Here is a 17,106-nt window from a genome sequence, read left to right as displayed (position 1 = left end):
GGGTGGGTGGGTCAGCCGAGGGGGGTGCGGCGGGGGGTGAGGTGGCCCGTCGGGTCCAGGGAGAGGTCCAGGCGGATGCGCCAGGAGTCGACCGGGGTCGGGAAGTCGGTGCGGAAGTGGCCGCCGCGGCTCTCCTCGCGGGCGAGGGCGGCGAACGTGAGGGCGGTGGCGACCTGGTGGATGTTCGTCGTCTCCCACTCGGCGACCTGCGGCGCGGCCAGGCGGCGGCCGTCGTCGTGCCGGTCGTGCGCGTCAGTGGGCACGCGGTCGAGCGCCGCGAGCGCACCGCGCAGGCCGTCGCCCGAGCGGAGCACGCCGGGCCCGTCGCTCGCGATCCGCTGGACGCGCGCGCGGGACGCGGCGGCGACGAGCGCCTCGGGTCCCGGCCGCGGGGTCGGCGTCAGCTGCGGGAGCGAGCCGTCGGCCACCCTCGCCGCGATGTGCCGGGCCGCGCGGGTCGCGAAGACGAGGCCCTCGAGCAGCGAGTTCGACGCGAGCCGGTTGGCGCCGTGCACCCCCGTGCAGGCCACCTCGCCGACCGCGTACAGCCCCGTGATGGACGTCCGCCCGACGAGGTCCGCGACGATCCCGCCCGAGTGGTAGTGCTGCGCGGGGGCGACCGGGATGAGCTCGGTCGCCATGTCGATGCCCGACGCGGCCAGCCGCTCGTGGATCGTCGGGAACCGCTTGCGCAGGAACTCCGCACCCAGGTGCCGGGTGTCGAGCCACACGTGGTCCGAGCCCGTCTCGGCCATGCGCCGGACGATCGCGTGCGCGACCACGTCGCGCGGCGCGAGCTCGGCCATGGGGTGCACGTCGGGCATGAACCGCACGCCGTCGGTGTCGAGCAGCAGCGCGCCCTCACCGCGGACGGCCTCCGAGACGAGCGTGAGCTGCCCCTTCACGCCCGAGCCGAGCCACAGCACGGTGGGGTGGAACTGCACGAACTCCACGTCGCCGAGCACCGCGCCCGCGCGCAGGGCCGCGGCGATGCCGTCGCCCGTGGCCTGCGCGGGGTTGGTCGACGAGCGGAACACCTGGCCGATGCCGCCCGTCGCGAGCACGACCGCGCGCCCGAGCGCAGCACCGACGCCGTCGCGCTGCCCCTCGCCGATCACGTGCAGCGTGACGCCGCACGCCGGGCCGGGCCGGCCGTCGGGCCCGGGCGGGCCGGTCAGGACGTCGAGCACCAGGGCGTGCTCGATGACCTCGATGCCCGGGTCGTCGCGCACGGCCTCGATCTGCGCGACGAGCGCGCGGGAGATCTCGGCTCCGGTCGCGTCGCCGCCGGCGTGAGCGATGCGGTCGGCGTGGTGGCCGCCCTCACGGGTCAGCGAGATGCGGCCGTCGGGCGAGGTGTCGAACACGGCGCCGCGCGCGACCAGCTCGCGCACGCGCGCCGGGCCCTCGGTGACCAGCACCTCGACCGCGCGCGGGTCGCACAGGCCCGCGCCGGCGTCGAGGGTGTCCTGCAGGTGCGCGGCCGGGGAGTCCGACGGGTCGAGCGCCGCGGCGATCCCGCCCTGCGCCCAGACGGTCGAGCCGGACGCGAGCGTGTCCTTGGTGACCAGCAGCACGCGGGGCACGCGGGTGCGCAGCTCGAGCGCGGCGGTCAGGCCGGCGATCCCGGAGCCGACGACGACGGCGTCGGCCTGGACGGTCCAGCCGGGCTCAGGCGCGGCGAGCCGCGTAGCAAGCACAGGCGCGGCGAGCCGCGTAGCAAGCACAGGAGCGGCGGAGACGGGCGGGTGGCTCACCGAGCGGAGCCGGACTCGGAACCCGCCGACGACGGCGCGACGAACTCGTGCGGGTGGTCCACGAGGTCACGCCCCACGGCGAAAGGGACGCCGCTCGCCACCAGCCCGGACCGCGCGGTCCACTCCTCGGGCACCTGGCCCGGGTCCTCGGACAGGTCGACGATCCGGTTCTCGGAGTCGACGAGCACGACGTGCGGCGCGTAGGTGCGCGCCTCGGCGTCGGACATCTGGCCGTAGGCGATGAGGATGACGACGTCGCCCGGGTGGACCAGGTGGGCGGCCGCGCCGTTGATGCAGATCTGGCCGGAGCCGGCCTCGCCCGCGATCGCGTAGGTCGTCAGCCGGGCGCCGTTGGTCACGTCGACGATGTCGACCTGCTGGCCGGGCAGCAGGTCCGCCGCCGCGAGCAGGTCGGCGTCGACCGTGACGGAGCCGACGTAGTGCAGGTCGGCCTGGGTCACGGTGGCCCGGTGGATCTTGCCGGTCATCATGGTGCGCTGCAGCGTGGTCACGCGCGCTCCTCCCGTCGGTCCGCGCCCAGGACGAGCGCGGTGTTGTCGATCAGTCGCGTGGTGCCGACGCGGGCCGCGAGCAGCAGCAGCACCTCGCCGGTGTGGTCGTCGGGGACCTCGTCGAACGTGTCGGGGTCGACGAGCGCGACGTAGTCCACGTCGAGCCCGACGAGCCGGGCGCGCGCCGCGGCGCGGACCGCGTCGGCACCCTCGTCGGCCGCCGCCACGCCTGCCTGCAGAGCCGCGGGCAGCGCGAGCGCGTCGGCCCGCTGCGCGGTCGTCAGGTAGGCGTTGCGGCTCGACAGCGCGAGCCCGTCGTCGTCGCGCACCAGGGGCGCACCGACGATCTCGACCGCGACCTCGAGGTCGCGGGCCATCCGGCGGATCGCGGCGAGCTGCTGCGCGTCCTTGCGCCCGAAGATCGCGACGTCGGGCTGCGTGAGGTGGAGCAGCTTGAGCACCACGGTCACGACGCCGTCGAGGTGCCCGGGCCGCACTGCACCCTCGAGCACCTCGCCGATCGCGCCCGCCGTGACGCGCACGACCGGGTCGCCGCCGGGGTACATGACCGCGACGTCGGGCGCGAACACCACGTCGTCGGGGCCGAGCAGGCCGGGGGCGGTGAGCAGGTCGAGGTCCGCGTCGAGGTCGCGCGGGTAGCGCGCGAGGTCCTCGCTCGGGGCGAACTGCAGGGGGTTCACGAAGATCGTCACGACCACGGTGTCGGCCAGGTCCCGGGCCTGCTCGACGAGCGAGAGGTGCCCGGCATGCAGGGCGCCCATCGTCATGACGACGGCGCGGCGGTAGGGCCGCCCGCGCGTCGGTGCCAGGTCCTGCCCAACGAGGGCAGCCGCGAGCTCGTCGCGCGAGCGCGCGAGCGTCGTGGTCCGGGTGGTCATGCGTCGTCCTCCTGCTCGTCTTCCTGCTGCTCTACTTCCTGCAACGATCCCGCGCCCAGCTCCATGCCCGCGACCGGGGTGTCGTGGATCGCATCGAGCACCTGGGTCGCGGCCGCGTCGCTGATGAGTCCCGCGGCGAGCGCGCGACCGGCGGCGGAGCGCGCCAGCGCACGGTAGTCGGTGACCACGTCGATCGCACCCGTAGCGGCGGCGAACGCGGTCAGCGCAGCCTGGTGCTCGCGCACCGTGCCCGCGTCGCCGCGGCGGACCGGGCCGGTCAGCGAGCCGATCGCCCCGGTGCCGCGCTCGGCCGCGGTCGTCTCGGCGCGCAGGGCCCCGTCCAGGGCGGCCTCGAGCAGCGGCGTGAGCATGCGGCCGGGGTCGTCGACGCCCGCGGCGGCCAGTGCCTGCGCGGCCTGTGCGACGAGGACCACCAGATGGTTCGCGCCGTGCGCGAGGGCCGCGTGGTAGAGCCCGCGGTCCGCCTCGGCGACGACGACCGGCTCGGCGCCGATCTCGACCACGAGAGCCTGCCCGATGGGCAGCACCGGGGCCGGCGCGGTCACCGCGAACGACGCGCCGACGAGCCGCGCCAGGTCGAGCGAGGTGCCGGTGAACGTCATCGCGGGGTGCAGCGCGAGCGGGATCACGCCCGCGGGCCGCGCCGGCGCGAGCACGTCGGTCCCGAAGCGACCGGACGTGTGCGCGACAATCTGCCCGGGCTGCCACGCGCCGAGGTCGGCCAGGCCCTGGACCAGCTCGGGCAGCGCGTCGTCGGGCACCGCGAGCAGCACGAGCTCGGACCGGCGCACGACCTCGGGCACGTCGACGACCGGGACACCGGGCAGCAACGACTCGGCCCGCTCGAGCGACGCCTGCGAGATCGCGCTCACGGCGACCACGGGGTGCCCCGCGGCACGCAGCGCGTTGCCGAGCACGGCACCCACGCGGCCCGCCCCGACGACGCCCACGCCGAGGCGTCCCGGCCTGCGCGACGGATCGCTCATGCGGGCGGCTCGGTCGTCATCCACCGCTCGGGCGCGGCTGCGGCCCGCGCGCTGCGGGCTCGCGCGGACTGCTCGTCGAGCAGCGCGGCGGCGACCTTCTGGTCCAGGTGCGCGACCGACGGGCTCACGGGACCGGGCGTGGAGTGCACGACGAACGACGCGAGGCCGAGCCGGCGCTGCAGCGGGCCCTGCGCCAGGCCGAGCGACTGGGTGCGCTCGTGCGGCACGATGTCGAGCTGCCGGAACACCCGGCCCGAGCGCGCGAGCAGCGCGCGGTGCGTGACCAGCACGCCGTGCCGGCGCCAGCCGATCGGGTCGACCCAGCGGGCCGATCGCGGCGCGCCCGTGAAGCCGCCGTCCTGGTCGCGGCCGTGCAGCGCGGCGTCGAGCGTCGCCTGCGGGTCCTCGACGCCGAGGTCCGGCAGCACGAGCCAGACCGCCGCCATCGCCTCGTCGAGCGTCGCGACCGGGTGCAGCACGGTCTCGCGGGCCTGGTCCTCGCCGTGGCCGTAGCCCGCGACGTTGATCTCGACGCGCCACCAGTCCGGCCCGCGCCACCAGGGGCTCTGGCTCAGGCGGATGGCCTGCACGCGGCCGGGCGGGACGGTCTGCGCGCGGGACTCGGTGAGGCCGTGGCGCAGCCGGATGCCGTCGGGCGAGATCGCGGCGCGGAAGCTCGCGCCCTGGTTGACGCGGGTCCAGATGAAGCCGCCCGACGCCAGCAGCGCCGGGACCAGCACGAACGCGGCACCCACGTCGCGCGAGATCACGCTGATCACGACGGCGGCGATCCCGACGACGACCAGCGCGACCATCGCACCCGAGCGCAGCGTCGCCACCAGCAGGCGCGGCATGGGGACCTCGTAGACCGGGCGTTCGGGGGCGTCGACGAACGGAGTGGTCACGGAGGTGGCGTCGTCGAGCGCGGGCGCGTCGACGCCCTTGGCGTAGGGGTCTACGGGCGCAGCCGCGACTGCCGGCTCCGTCCCCGCCGGGCGGCGTAGACCCGCGGCCAGCGCGAGCAGCTCGGTGCGCAGCGCCTCGGCGTCGGCCTCCTTGAGGAAAGCGAGCGACACGGCCGAGCCGGACCCGCCGGCGACCTCGAGCTTGAGCTCGGACAGGCCGACGAGGCGCGCGAGCAGGGGCTGCACGACGTCGACCGCCTGGAGCCGGTCGAGCCGGGCCTGGCGCTGCTGGCGGAACAGGACGCCGGTCTGCAGGTGGACCGCGTCGTCGGTCACGGCGAACCTGGTGGCCCGCCAGGCCAGCGCCGAGTAGCCGAAGCCGATGAGCGCGACGACCGCGAGCCCGCCGATGATGAACAGCCAGACGTGCCCGTCGCGCAGGCTCACGACCTCGCGCAGGTTCTCACCGAGCTGGTACCAGGACACCGCGAGGACCGCGACGAGCACCTTCCAGCCCTTGATCGCGGGCGTGACCGGGTGCATGCGGCGCCAGGCCGTGGCGTCGACGGTCTCCGCGGCGATCTCCTCGTCGGTGGCCTTCACAGGCCCGCCAGCCTCGCCTCGCCTCGCGACGCGAGCCGCTCGCGCAGGCGCGCGGCCTCGTGCGGCGGGAGGCCGTCGATCGTGGCGGTCGTCGCGGGCGACGCGGTGTGCAGCTGCACCGAGGCGATGCCGAACTTGCGCGCCAGCGGGCCGGCCGTCACGTCGACGTACTGCATGCGGCCGTAGGGCACCACGACGAGCTGGCGGAACATCAGGCCCTTGCGGACCAGCAGGTCGTCAGCGCGCTCGGCGTAGCCGATCGCCCTCACCTGGCGGCGCGTCAGCAGCACGAGCCAGCCGACGAACAGCGCGAGGACCGCGGCGGACACCCACACCCACAGCTCGCCCGTCAGCACCGCGATGACGACGAGGATCGCGATCGGCAGCGCGAAGACGATGCACGTCGTCGTGATCCGCGCGGCGGCCAGGCGGGGCGAGACGCGGCTCCAGGTGACGTCCGCGGGGTCGAACGGTTCGCTCATGCGCCCATCCTTGCACCGGCTACGTGGCGCTCGGTCCGACCTCGGTCTTGGGCTCCGCGGGCGGGATCCGGCAGAACCCCTCGACGACGAGCCCGACGATCGCCAGCGCGAGCGCTCCGGCCGCGGCGGCGCCGCTCGCCCAGGCGCGCTCGCCGCCGGCCGGCAGGTCGAGCTCGCCGAGCCAGATCACCAGCTGCCCGCCGTACCAGCCGACGAGCAGCGCGCCCGTGTACGCGGCGGCCTTCGCGAGCACGGCCGTGCGCGCGGCCCGGATCGGGTCGAGCGTCGGGCGCTTGCCGCGCAGGAACTGCCGCACGGCCCAGCCCATCGAGAGGACGACGCCCGCGATGAGCAGCTCGACCGGCCCGACGAGCCACGAGACGTCGGGCAGCGTCGCGCCGCGGTCGCGGATGGAGGTCAGGAGCCACCACGTGATCGCCCCGATGCCGAGGGCGATCGCGAGCAGGTGGCGCCAGTGGGTGCGGCTGATCACGCCGGCTGCACCGAGCCGCCGAGATCTCCGGCGGGATCGGGCGAGGCGGCGGGCACGGGGGCCGTCAGCCAGTCGAGCGCGAGCCAGCGCACGCCCTCGCGGTCCGGGGCGGTGGCTGCGAGCACGGCGACGGGGCCGCCGCCGAGGCCGGGCAGCACCGCGTCGGGGGCGACCTGCGCCCACGGCTGCAGCACGAACGCGCGCTCGTGCGCCCGCGGGTGCGGCACCTCGAGGTCGTCCGAGACGGCCGTGAGCCCGCCATAGACGATGATGTCGACGTCCAGCGTGCGCGGGCCCCAGTGCTCGTGGCGCTCGCGCCCGTGCGCCTGCTCGACCGACTGCGTCGCGCGCAGCAGGTCACGCGCGGACAGCGAGGTGCGGGCCAGGACGACCGCGTTGAGGAAGTCCGGCTGCTCGGGGCCGCCGACGGGCGCCGTCCGGGCCAGGGGTGAGACGTCGACGACCTGCACGCCCGGGATCGCGCCGAGGTCGCCGACCGCGCGGCGCAGCGTGTCCTGCGGGGCGCCGAGGTTCGAGCCGAGCGCGAGGACCACGTCGACAGGCGCGTCGGGGGTGCGGTCGAACGCGTCGACGACGAGCTCGCCGTCGACCGGGCTGGGGCCGGCGGGGCCCGGGGCGACTGGTGTTGCGGCGACGGGGCCCGACGGGCTGCTCGGCGTCACGCCGGTCGGCAGCGCGCCCGTCGGGGCGGGGGCGACCATGACCGGGGCGCTCGGGTTGGGTGCGGCAGGGAGCGCCACGGGCAGCGCGGCTGTGGCCGTCGGGACGGCCGCGGCCGGGAGCGCGGGCGCCTGGGCGACGTAGGGCTCGGCGGCGGGCAGCTTGGTGCGGTCGCGGCGGACGGCGACGACCACGTCGCCGAACGGCACCTCGATGGGGGCCTGCGGCTTGTGCACGGCGACGTCGACGGCCTGCACGATTGCGTGTGCGAGCACGGTCGCGGCGATCCGCTCGGCGACGGTCTCGATGAGGTCGACGGGCTCGCCGCTCAGCACGGCCGAGACCTGCAGCGCGAGCTCGCCGTAGTTGAGCGTGTGGGCCAGGTCGTCGCGCGCGGCGGCCCGGCGGGTGTCGAGGTGCACGACGACGTCCGCGACGAACGTCTGCCCCTCGCGGCGCTCGTGCTCGAAGACCCCGTGGTACCCCGTGGCCGTGATGCCCGTGAGCCGGATCTGGTCCAGGCGGCGCCGCTGGTCGTCGACCACCGCCCCATCGTCGTACTGGCTCACCGGCCCGTCCCTCCTGTCCTCGCGTCGTCGTCGACGGCGAGCTCGTCGTCGCCCGGCACCTGTGCAGACTGCCACGCCGCCGCCACCCGCACGGCATCTGCCGACGCGGGAACATCATGGACCCGGACGCACCACGCGCCGTGCGACGCGGCGAGCGCGCTGATCGCGGCCGTCGCGCCGTCACGCGCGAGCGGGGGCGCCGGGGTGCCGTCGGGGCCCGCGAGCAGGTGGCCCAGGAAGCGCTTGCGGCTCGCCCCGACCAGCACGGGGAAGCCGTCGGCGACCAGCTCGGGCAGCCGCGCGAGCAGCGGCCAGTTGGCAGCGCCCGGCTTGGCGAACCCGAGCCCGGGGTCGAGGACCACCTGGTCGTCGTGCACACCGGCCGCGCGCAGGTGGGCGCGGCGCTCGGCGAGCTCGCGGCGGACGTCGGTCACCACGTCGCCGTACTCGGCCAGGTCGTCCATCACGTCGGCGTGGCCGCGCCAGTGCATCGCGACGTAGGTGACGCCCGTGGCCGCGACCACGCCCGCCATCTCGTCGTCGGCCAGGCCGCCGGACACGTCGTTGACGAGCACGGCCCCGCGCTCGACCGCGGCCCGCGCGACCTGCGCGCGCGTGGTGTCGACGCTGACGGCGGCTCCCCGCGCGGCGAGGGCCTCGACGACCGGCAGGACGCGGTCCAGCTCCTCGGCGACGGGCACGCGGCGCGCGCCCGGCCGGGTGGACTCGCCGCCCACGTCGAGCAGGTCGGCGCCCTGCTCGAGCAGGGTGAGCCCGTGGGCCACCGCGGCGGCGGGCGTGTACCAGCGGCCGCCGTCGGAGAACGAGTCGGGCGTCACGTTGACCACGCCCATCACCAGGGTGCGGTCGGTGCGCAGGTGCTCCGGTAGCCGGGGCGGTCGCAGAGGACTCACGGGAGCGATCGTAGGGCCGCGCGGCGGGGGTGCGTCAGCGACCGAGGACGAGGCTCATCGCCTCGGCGCGCGTCGCGACGTCCCGCATCTGGCCGCGGACCGCCGACGTCACCGTGCGAGAGCCCGGCTTGCGCACACCACGCATCGACATGCACAGGTGCTCGCACTCGATCACGACGAGCACGCCGCGAGGCTTGAGGATCTCGACCATCGCATCGGCGACCTGCGACGTGAGCCGCTCCTGCACCTGCGGCCGGCGCGCGTAGACGTCGACGAGGCGCGCGAGCTTGGACAGGCCCGTGATGCGGCCGTCCGCGCCGGGGATGTAGCCGACGTGCGCGACGCCGTGGAACGGCACCAGGTGGTGCTCGCACGTGGAGTACACCTCGATGTCCTTGACCAGCACCATCTCCTCGTGGCCGAGGTCGAAGGTGGTCGTCAGAACGTCCGCGGGCTCCTGGTAGAGGCCCGCGAAGATCTCCCGGTAGGCGCGCGCGACGCGCGCCGGCGTCTCCAGCAGGCCCTCGCGCTCGGGGTCCTCCCCGACCGCGATGAGCAGCTCGCGGATGGCTGCCTCGGCGCGCGGCTGGTCGTACTCGCCGACCGCCTTGCCCGAGGTGGGCGACGAGATGTGCACCGGGTCGACCATCAGGCGTCCGGGCCCTGGCTCGGCGGGACCTCGATGACCTCGGTCGCGGGGTGCTCCTCGTGAGCGGCCGCAGCCTCGTCCTCGGGGACGACGGCGTGGCCGTTGCTCAGCGACTTCTCGTTGCGCCCCCGCACCGGCGGACGGTCGGAGACGGCGCGCTGGTCGCTCGAGAGCCACACCGTGCGGGCGTCGCGCTTGACGACCGGGGCGAAGATCTCGGCGAGCTCGGCGGCGTTGAGCGTCTCCTTCTCGAGCAGCTCGAGCACGAGGTGGTCGAGCACGTCCCGGTACTGGACCAGGATCTCCCACGCCTCGTCGTGCGCCCGCTCGATCAGCGCGCGCACCTCGAGGTCGATCGACCCGGCGACGTCCTCGGAGTAGTCGCGCTGGTGGCCCACATCGCGGCCCAGGAACATCTCGGAGGACTCGGCGCCCAGGCGGATGGCACCCAGGCGGGCGCTCATGCCGAACTGCGTGACCATCCGGCGGGCCGTGGCGGTCGCCTTCTCGATGTCGTTGCTCGCGCCCGTGGTCGGGTCGTGGAACACGAGCTCCTCGGCGACGCGGCCGCCCATCGCGTAGGCGAGCGTGTCGAGCAGCTCGTTGCGCGTCGTGGAGTACTTGTCCTCGAGCGGCATGACCATCGTGTAGCCGAGCGCGCGGCCGCGGGGCAGGATCGTCACCTTGGTCACCGGGTCGGTGTACCGCAGGGCCGCCGCCACCAGGGCGTGGCCGCCCTCGTGGTACGCGGTGATCTTCTGCTCCTTGATGTTCATCGCGCGCGAGCGCTTCTGCGGCCCGGCGATGACGCGGTCGATGGCCTCGTCGAGCGCCTTGTCGTCGATCACCTGCGCGTTGTTGCGCGCGGTGAGCAGCGCGGCCTCGTTGAGCACGTTGGCCAGGTCCGCACCCGTGAAGCCGGGCGTGCGCCGCGCGACGGCGAGCAGGTCCACGTGCGGGGCCATGGGCTTGCCCTTGGCGTGCACGGTGAGGATCCGCTCGCGGCCCTTGAGGTCCGGCGGGTCCACGGCGACCTGGCGGTCGAAGCGGCCCGGGCGCAGCAGCGCGGGGTCGAGGATGTCGGGGCGGTTGGTCGCCGCGATGAGGATGACGTTCGTCTTGACGTCGAAGCCGTCCATCTCGACCAGCATCTGGTTGAGGGTCTGCTCGCGCTCGTCGTGCCCGCCGCCCAGGCCTGCACCACGGTGGCGGCCGACCGCGTCGATCTCGTCGACGAAGATGATCGCCGGGCTGTTCTCCTTGGCCTGCTGGAACAGGTCACGCACGCGGCTGGCGCCGACGCCGACGAACATCTCGACGAAGTCCGAGCCGGAGATCGAGTAGAACGGCACGCCCGCCTCGCCGGCGACCGCGCGGGCCAGCAGCGTCTTGCCGGTTCCCGGCGGGCCGTAGAGCAGGACGCCCTTGGGGATCTTCGCGCCGACGGCCAGGAACTTGGCGGGCTCCGCGAGGAACTCCTTGATCTCCTGGAGCTCGTCGAGGGCCTCGTCGACCCCGGCCACGTCCGCGAACGTGACCTGCGGGGACTCCTTGTTGGCGAGCTTGGCGCGCGACTTGCCGAAGCTCATCACCTTCGAGCCGCCGCCCTGCATGTTCGACATCAGGAACCAGAAGATGGCCAGGATGATGATGAACGGGATGACGATCCCGAGCAGCCCGGACCACCACGACGGCTGCGGGTTGACCGAGTTGTAGCCCTTGGGCGGGTCGGCCGCGGTGATCGCCTCGGCGACCGTCTCGCCCTGCGGCTGGGTGTAGCTGAAGTAGACGCGCTTGCCGAGGTTGTCGTCGCCGACGACGAAGTCCTTGGTGAGCGTGAGGTCGACCCGCTGGTCGCCGTCCGTCATCTTGGCCTGCTCGACCGTTGTTCCCTTGAGCAGCTCGAAGCCGTCAGAGGTGTCGATCTTGGAGATCTTGGGAGAAGCCAGCGTGCTCATGCCGATCCAGATCAGGACGACGGCGAGGAGCACCCAGAGGAAGGGGCCACGGGTCAGGCGCTTGAGGTTCATCGGCGGTCGGGGCGAGCCCTTCCTCCTGTGTTCGCAGGGCTGGTCGGCTCGAAACTACACGGTGAACCTGTCGGTCCCGGCCGCTGTTCGCCCAGGGCACAGACCAGCGCGAGCAGGCGTCAGGCCCCGTAGACGTGCGGCGCGAGCGTGCCGACGAACGGCAGGTTGCGGTACTTCTCGGCGTAGTCCAGGCCGTAGCCGACGACGAACTCCGGCGGGATGTCGAACCCGACGTAGCGGACGTCCACCTCGACCTTGGCGGCCTCGGGCTTGCGGAGCATGGTCGCGATCTCGACGCTCTCCGGGCCGCGGCTGCGCAGGTTCGACAGCAGCCAGGACAGGGTCAGGCCCGAGTCGATGATGTCCTCGACGACGAGCACGTGGCGCCCGGTCAGGTCCGCGTCCAGGTCCTTGAGGATCCGGACCACGCCCGACGACTTGGTGCCCGACCCGTACGACGAGACGGCCATCCAGTCCATCTGGACCGAGGTGTGCAGGCGGCGGGCCAGGTCGGCCATGACCATGACCGCGCCCTTGAGGACGCCGACGAGCAGCAGGTCCTTGCCGGCGTAGTCGGCGTCGATCTGTGCCGCGATCTCGTCGAGCCGCGTGTGCAGCTGCTCCTCGCTGAGCAGGACCTTCTCCAGGTCGTCGCCCATGTCCGCAGGATCCACAGCTACTCCTCGTTCGTGTGCTCGATGGGGCTTCCGCCCTCGTCGTCCGCGCCCTTCGAGGAGGCCGACGATGACCTCGGCGGGCCGATGACTAGCGTGCCATACGCCCGCCCGCCCGCCAGCCCGCCCGGCAGCGCCACGGCCCCCTGCCCGTGCCAGTCGGCGACGAGCGCGTCGAGGGCCAGCACGTGCACGCGGTGCATCGACCCCGCGGGCGACCCGGCGGCCACGGCGGCGGCGCGCAGGGCCCGTCTCCGCACCGCGGTGAGCGCCCCGGCGAGGACCCCGACGTCGAGGTCGACGCCCTCGTCGGCAGCCCGGCGCGGATCGGCGCTGCGGCTCGCGTCGGCGGCGCGGCGGGCCGTCGCGAGGAGGTCCGCCGCGAGGGCGTCGAGGGCCGCCGCGTCCTCGGCGAGCTGCTCCGCGGTGCGGGTCAGCGCCTCGGGGACGCCCGGGCCGAGCACGCGGTCCAGCAGCGGCATCACCTCGGCGCGCAGCCGGCTGCGCAGCGGGTCGTCGGGACGGCCGGCGTTGGTCGGGTCGTGCCACGGGACCAGGCCCTGCGCCTCGCACGCCGCGGCGGTGTCCGCCCGGCGCAGCCCCAGGATCGGCCGCCGCAGCGCCCCGCGGGCCGCGGGCATCCCGGCGAGCGACCGCGCGCCCGAGCCGCGCGCGAGCCCGAGCAGGACGGTCTCGGCCTGGTCGTCGAGCGTGTGGCCCAGCAGGACGGCCGCGGCCCCCTCCCGTGACGCCGCCTCCTCGAGCGCGGCGTAGCGCGCCGACCGCGCGGCCGCCTCGGGGCCACCCGCGGCGTCGACCGCCACGCGCACGACGAGCACGGGCGCGAGCCCGAGCCGCCGGCAGGTGGCCGCAGCCCGCTCGGCGACCTCGTCGGACCCGGTCTGCAGCCCGTGGTCGACGACCACCGCACCGGCCCGCAGCTCGCCGCGCCGCGCGACGAACGCCGCGGCGGACGCGAGCGCGAGCGAGTCGGTCCCGCCCGAGCAGGCGACGAGCACGAGCGACCCGGTCGGCAGGTCGGCGGTCGCGGACGACACCGCCGACCGCGCCGCGGCCACCGCGAGGTGCGGCCCGCTCACCGGCTCAGCCGTGCACCCGACGCACCCACGCGGGCGGGTCGGCGATCTCGGCGGCGCTCGGCAGGTTCTCGACCGACGCCCACACGGCGTTGAAGCCCTCCTGACCGACGTCCTTGCGGGTGGCCCGCACGAACGCGGCACCGTCGCGGTACTGCGCGAGCTTGGTGTCGAGGCCGAGCAGCCGGCGCAGCACGCGCGGAGCGCCGCCCGCGGACGCGCCCTGGTCCCGCTTGGCCTCGAACTTGCGGCGGATGGCTTTGACGCTCGGCACGACCGACGGCCCGACCTCGTCCATCGCGACGTCCGCGTGCCCCTCGAGCAGGGCCATCACGGCGCCGACCTCCTCGAAGATCGCCCGCTGCTCGTCGGTCAGGACGTCGATGACCGACCCGCCGCGCACGACGTTCGCGACCGACGAGACCAGCTCGTTGCGACGCTCCTCGGTGAAGTCGCCCAGCAGCGAGGCCGACCGCTCACGCAGGTGCGTGGCGAGGAACGGCGCGTGCGCGAACTGCAGCGCGTGGGTCTGCTCGTGCAGCGCCACCCAGAGGCGGAAGTCGGCGGGCTCGACGCCGAGCGTGCGCTCCAGGTGCAGGATGTTGGGCGCGACGAGCAGCAGCCGACCCCGGCCGTCGTCGGCCGCGGTGAACGGGTCGAACTGGCCGAGCACCTTGCCGGCCAGCAGCGCGAGGACGCCGCCCACCTGGGTCGCGGCGGCCAGCCGTGAGGCGGCGCTCGACCGGTGCTCGCCGACCACGGCGGCCAGCGGCTCGGCCATGACGGCGAACATCTGGGTGTTCGCTCGGGCCCAGCCCGGCCGGTCGACGACCAGCACGCGCGACACGTCGCCGGGCGCACGGCCGTCGGCGGGGCTCAGCCCGGTGCTGCTCGCGATGTGCTCGGCGGCCGGCCCGGCCACTGCGCGGAGCTGCCCGACGAGGTCCTCGAGCTCGGCGCGGTCCGCCCGCGGCCCGGGCGGCGCGAGCCGTCCCGCGACCCTCGCTGCGGCGTCCCAGTCGACCGGCGGCTGCTCCATGCGAAGAACGCTAACCCCCGCGGCTCGGCTTGCCCCTGCGTTGCGCCGAGCGCGCAATCCGGAACCATCCGGCGGCACTCCTCCCCCGGCGAGGGTCAGCGGCAGCCGCAGCCGGCGAGGGTGCTGGCGAACGCGTCGATCGCCTGCCGCGGCGCGTACTGGCCGATCGCGCCCGTGTCGTCGGCGATCACCGCGAACACCAGCTGGCGACCCTCGGAGTCCATGACGGTCCCGGACAGCGCGGTGACCGACTTGAGGCTGCCGGTCTTGGCCCGCAGCAGACCCCGCGCGGGCGACTGCGTGAACCTGTCGGTCAGCGTGCCGGTGAGCCCCGCGATGGGCATGCCGATCGCGACCGAGCGCAGCGTGGGCTCGGCGGGGTCCGTCGAGAGCCGGACCAGGTCGGCGAGCATCGCGGGCGGGATCTTCGAGTCGTACCCGAGCCCGGACGCGTCGGACAGGTGCGCCCCGGCCGTGTCGACCCCCGCGAGCGCGACCGCGCGCAGCACGGCCTGCGTCCCACCCTCGAAGCTGCCCGGCAGGTCGGCCGCGATCGCGACGAGGCGCGAGACCACCTCGGTGATCGTGTTGTCGGACGTGTCGAGGAAGAAGTGCACGATCTGGTCGAGCGGAGCGCTGTGCACGACGCCGAGCTCGAGCCCCCCGGCCGGTGCGGTGCCGCGCGTCGGCGACCCGTCGACCGTGATGCCGGCCTCGGCGAGCCTCGTCGCGAACGTCCTGGCCGCCTCGAAGGACGGGTCGGGGTAGCGCGGCGGGTAGTCCTCGATCCCCCGGAACGGGCGCGTCACGCCGATCTGCACCGCGAGCGGGGTCACCGGAGCGACGTAGCCCGCCGCGATGTCGTTCGCGTCCCAGCCGGGGCTCAGCCGCGGGCCTGAGAAGAGCGTGTCGTCGAACCGCAGCCGGACCGTCGTCGTGCCGGCGAGCTTGAGCTTGGCGGCGGTCGCGCGGGCCAGGTCGCCGAGGCCGGCGTGGCCGAGCACCGCGTCGCCGTCGCCCTTGTCCGCGCCGAGCATCATGTCGCCGCCGCCGACCAGGACGATGTCGTCCCCCGAGCCGCGGACCACGCGCGTCGGCAGCGTGGTGTCGATGGGCAGCGTGTCGAGCGCGGCGATCGCGGTGACGAGCTTGGCGGTCGAGGCGGGCGTACGGCCCTCGGTGGCCAGGTGCGAGCCCAGCACGTCGCCCGTGAGCCGGTCGGTCACGACGACCCCGACGTGGGAGGCCTTGCCGAGGCGCTCGTCGGACGCGAGGTCGTCGACCAGGGACTGGATCTTGCTCGCGGTCGGCACGGGCGTCTGGGGGTCCAGCGCGGGCAGCGCGGCCGCCGCGTCGGGGGCCTCGACGGCACCGGGCGCGGTCGGGAACGGCGGCGGCGGGGCCTGCGAGGGCGCCAGCGTGAGCGGACCGGGGACCACATCGTGGGCATCCGCGGTCACGTACGCACCCGCGGCGAGCACGACGACGAGCGCGAAAGTGCCCGCGACACGCGCTCCTGTGGCCATGATCACCCGTCTCGGTCCAGATCACCGGAGCGATCCCCCCGGCGGTGCGTCAGACTACTGTCCGAGACAAAGGCGCCCCCGACACCCAGGCGCGCCGTCACGCCGACATGTGTCGCGCGTCGCACAGGCACCGGGACCCGGTCGCCGCAGCTGCCGACAGCGCGGTGGAGGAGAGCTGTGGAGTTCGACGTCACGATCGAGATCCCCAAGGGTCAGCGCAACAAGTACGAGGTGGACCACGCCACCGGCCGCATCCGGCTGGACCGGATGCTGTTCACCTCGACGCGCTACCCCGACGACTACGGCTTCATCGAGGGCACCCTCGGCGAGGACGGCGACCCGCTGGACGCGCTGGTCCTGCTCGAGGAGCCGACGTTCCCCGGCTGCCTCATCCGCTGCCGCGCGCTCGGTATGTTCCGCATGCGCGACGAGGCCGGCGGCGACGACAAGGTGCTCTGCGTGCCGACGGGCGACCAGCGCGCCGCGTGGCGCCAGGACATCGACGACGTCTCCGACTTCCACCGCCTGGAGATCCAGCACTTCTTCGAGGTCTACAAGGACCTCGAGCCGGGCAAGTCGGTCGAGGGCGCCCACTGGACGGGTCGCGCCGAGGCCGAGGCCGAGATCGAGCGCTCCCGCCAGCGCGCGATCGACTCCGGGTACAACCACTGAGCTGATGCACGACGAAGGCCGCCCATCCCGATCGGGAGGGCGGCCTTCGTCGTTCAGTGCCTCAGAGGGTCAGGGGCGGCCCGCGTACGGCATCGTGCCCGCCCAGCGCATCGCGGTGACACGCAGCGGGACTCCCGGCCGCGGCGCCTCCATGATCTGGCCGTTCCCCGCCCACATGGCCACGTGGTAGATCGAGTTCGGGTTGCTCGGGTCCGTGGACCAGAACACCAGGTCGCCCACCCGCAGGTTGTCGTAGCTGATCTTCAGCACCTGCTTGTACTGGTCGCGCGACGTGCGGTTGAGGTAGACGCCGGCGACCTTCCACGACGTCATCGTCAGGCCCGAGCAGTCGTAGCCCTTCGGGCCGGTGCCGCCCCAGATGTACGGCAGGCCGATCTTGTCCTTGGCCTCGGCCAGCGCCGTCCTGCCCTGCGCCGCGGACCCGTTCGACGTCCCGGTGCCCAGCCCGTAGGCGTTGGTGGGCGTCGGCTTCGGGGTCGGCTTCGGCGTGGGCTTGGGCGTCGGCTGCGACGTCGGCCTCGGGTTCGACGTCGGCTTGGGGCTCGACGTGGGCTTCGGGGCGGTCGGCGGCGTGGT

General features: G+C 74.5%; 17 protein-coding genes. 1 reads left to right on the top strand and 16 read right to left on the bottom strand.

Annotated elements, in window-relative coordinates:
• Positions 1-11 precede the first annotated feature (11 nt).
• The 15 genes from D1825_RS05610 to dacB form a co-directional block, all read right to left on the bottom strand.
• The gene (locus D1825_RS05610) at positions 12-1,757 is read right to left on the bottom strand and encodes an L-aspartate oxidase (RefSeq protein ID WP_407643302.1); all 1,746 of its coding nucleotides are present in this window, start codon (positions 1,755-1,757) and stop codon (positions 12-14) included.
• Entirely contained in the window at positions 1,754-2,269 is a 516-nt protein-coding gene (gene panD, locus D1825_RS05605; RefSeq protein WP_118766462.1) for an aspartate 1-decarboxylase, read from the bottom strand. The genes D1825_RS05610 and panD overlap by 4 nt, the downstream gene beginning before the upstream one ends.
• Positions 2,266-3,168, bottom strand: a complete 903-nt coding sequence (gene panC / locus D1825_RS05600; protein WP_118766461.1) for a pantoate--beta-alanine ligase — start codon at positions 3,166-3,168, stop codon at positions 2,266-2,268. Before panC ends, panD begins: the two co-directional genes overlap by 4 nt.
• Complete coding sequence (locus D1825_RS05595) at positions 3,165-4,175, bottom strand: Rossmann-like and DUF2520 domain-containing protein (RefSeq protein WP_118766460.1); 1,011 nt, start codon at positions 4,173-4,175, stop codon at positions 3,165-3,167. Before D1825_RS05595 ends, panC begins: the two co-directional genes overlap by 4 nt.
• Positions 4,172-5,683, bottom strand: a complete 1,512-nt coding sequence (locus D1825_RS05590; protein ID WP_233549654.1) for a PH domain-containing protein — start codon at positions 5,681-5,683, stop codon at positions 4,172-4,174. Before D1825_RS05590 ends, D1825_RS05595 begins: the two co-directional genes overlap by 4 nt.
• Positions 5,680-6,165 (bottom strand): PH domain-containing protein, encoded by a 486-nt coding sequence (locus D1825_RS05585; protein ID WP_118766459.1) that lies wholly within the window; start codon positions 6,163-6,165, stop codon positions 5,680-5,682. Before D1825_RS05585 ends, D1825_RS05590 begins: the two co-directional genes overlap by 4 nt.
• A 19-nt stretch (positions 6,166-6,184) precedes the next feature.
• Positions 6,185-6,658, bottom strand: a complete 474-nt coding sequence (locus D1825_RS05580; protein WP_233549653.1) for a DUF3180 domain-containing protein — start codon at positions 6,656-6,658, stop codon at positions 6,185-6,187.
• Entirely contained in the window at positions 6,655-7,908 is a 1,254-nt protein-coding gene (folK, locus tag D1825_RS05575; protein ID WP_233549652.1) for a 2-amino-4-hydroxy-6-hydroxymethyldihydropteridine diphosphokinase, read from the bottom strand. Before folK ends, D1825_RS05580 begins: the two co-directional genes overlap by 4 nt.
• On the bottom strand, positions 7,905-8,822 hold the full coding sequence (folP, locus tag D1825_RS05570) for a dihydropteroate synthase (protein ID WP_407643301.1): 918 nt from the start codon (positions 8,820-8,822) through the stop codon (positions 7,905-7,907). The genes folK and folP overlap by 4 nt, the downstream gene beginning before the upstream one ends.
• 34 nt (positions 8,823-8,856) lie before the next feature.
• Positions 8,857-9,471 (bottom strand): GTP cyclohydrolase I FolE, encoded by a 615-nt coding sequence (folE, locus tag D1825_RS05565; RefSeq protein ID WP_118766456.1) that lies wholly within the window; start codon positions 9,469-9,471, stop codon positions 8,857-8,859.
• Complete coding sequence (gene ftsH / locus D1825_RS05560) at positions 9,471-11,501, bottom strand: ATP-dependent zinc metalloprotease FtsH (RefSeq protein ID WP_118766455.1); 2,031 nt, start codon at positions 11,499-11,501, stop codon at positions 9,471-9,473. The genes folE and ftsH overlap by 1 nt, the downstream gene beginning before the upstream one ends.
• 119 nt (positions 11,502-11,620) lie before the next feature.
• Positions 11,621-12,175, bottom strand: coding sequence for a hypoxanthine phosphoribosyltransferase (gene hpt / locus D1825_RS05555; protein WP_118766454.1), 555 nt, complete (start codon positions 12,173-12,175; stop codon positions 11,621-11,623).
• A gap of 2 nt (positions 12,176-12,177) precedes the next feature.
• Positions 12,178-13,275 carry a tRNA lysidine(34) synthetase TilS gene (tilS, locus tag D1825_RS05550; protein WP_118766453.1) on the bottom strand — a complete coding sequence of 366 codons (1,098 nt, stop codon included), beginning with the start codon at positions 13,273-13,275 and terminating at the stop codon, positions 12,178-12,180.
• A gap of 4 nt (positions 13,276-13,279) precedes the next feature.
• Complete coding sequence (locus D1825_RS05545; RefSeq protein ID WP_118766452.1) at positions 13,280-14,311, bottom strand: zinc-dependent metalloprotease; 1,032 nt, start codon at positions 14,309-14,311, stop codon at positions 13,280-13,282.
• A 95-nt stretch (positions 14,312-14,406) separates the two neighbouring features.
• Positions 14,407-15,837, bottom strand: coding sequence for a D-alanyl-D-alanine carboxypeptidase/D-alanyl-D-alanine endopeptidase (dacB, locus tag D1825_RS05540; protein ID WP_118766464.1), 1,431 nt, complete (start codon positions 15,835-15,837; stop codon positions 14,407-14,409).
• Positions 15,838-16,014: 177 nt separating this feature from the next.
• Here dacB and D1825_RS05535 point away from each other — a divergent pair, with 177 nt between their 5' ends.
• The gene (locus D1825_RS05535; RefSeq protein ID WP_118766451.1) at positions 16,015-16,509 is read left to right on the top strand and encodes an inorganic diphosphatase; all 495 of its coding nucleotides are present in this window, start codon (positions 16,015-16,017) and stop codon (positions 16,507-16,509) included.
• 69 nt (positions 16,510-16,578) lie between these two features.
• On the opposite strand, the gene D1825_RS18705 is transcribed toward D1825_RS05535, so the two are convergent.
• Positions 16,579-17,106: C40 family peptidase (locus tag D1825_RS18705; protein WP_138067474.1), on the bottom strand; the 528-nt coding region annotated here is incomplete at its 5' end.

It is taken from the genome of Cellulomonas rhizosphaerae (genome assembly GCF_003470205.1).
GTDB lineage: Bacteria > Actinomycetota > Actinomycetes > Actinomycetales > Cellulomonadaceae > Cellulomonas > Cellulomonas rhizosphaerae.
Note: the sequence above shows the minus strand (reverse complement) of the source record. Positions and strands in the feature narration are given on the sequence as shown.

Bases quoted from the DNA above. Each gene is read 5' to 3' on its own strand.
- D1825_RS05545 (WP_118766452.1), bottom strand. From the start codon at position 14,311: ATGGAGCAGCCGCCGGTCGACTGGGACGCCGCAGCGAGGGTCGCGGGA.
- D1825_RS05595 (WP_118766460.1), bottom strand. From the start codon at position 4,175: ATGAGCGATCCGTCGCGCAGGCCGGGACGCCTCGGCGTGGGCGTCGTC.
- D1825_RS05585 (WP_118766459.1), bottom strand. From the start codon at position 6,165: ATGAGCGAACCGTTCGACCCCGCGGACGTCACCTGGAGCCGCGTCTCG.
- panC (WP_118766461.1), bottom strand. From the start codon at position 3,168: ATGACCACCCGGACCACGACGCTCGCGCGCTCGCGCGACGAGCTCGCG.
- folE (WP_118766456.1), bottom strand. From the start codon at position 9,471: ATGGTCGACCCGGTGCACATCTCGTCGCCCACCTCGGGCAAGGCGGTC.
- dacB (WP_118766464.1), bottom strand. From the start codon at position 15,837: ATGGCCACAGGAGCGCGTGTCGCGGGCACTTTCGCGCTCGTCGTCGTG.
- ftsH (WP_118766455.1), bottom strand. From the start codon at position 11,501: ATGAACCTCAAGCGCCTGACCCGTGGCCCCTTCCTCTGGGTGCTCCTC.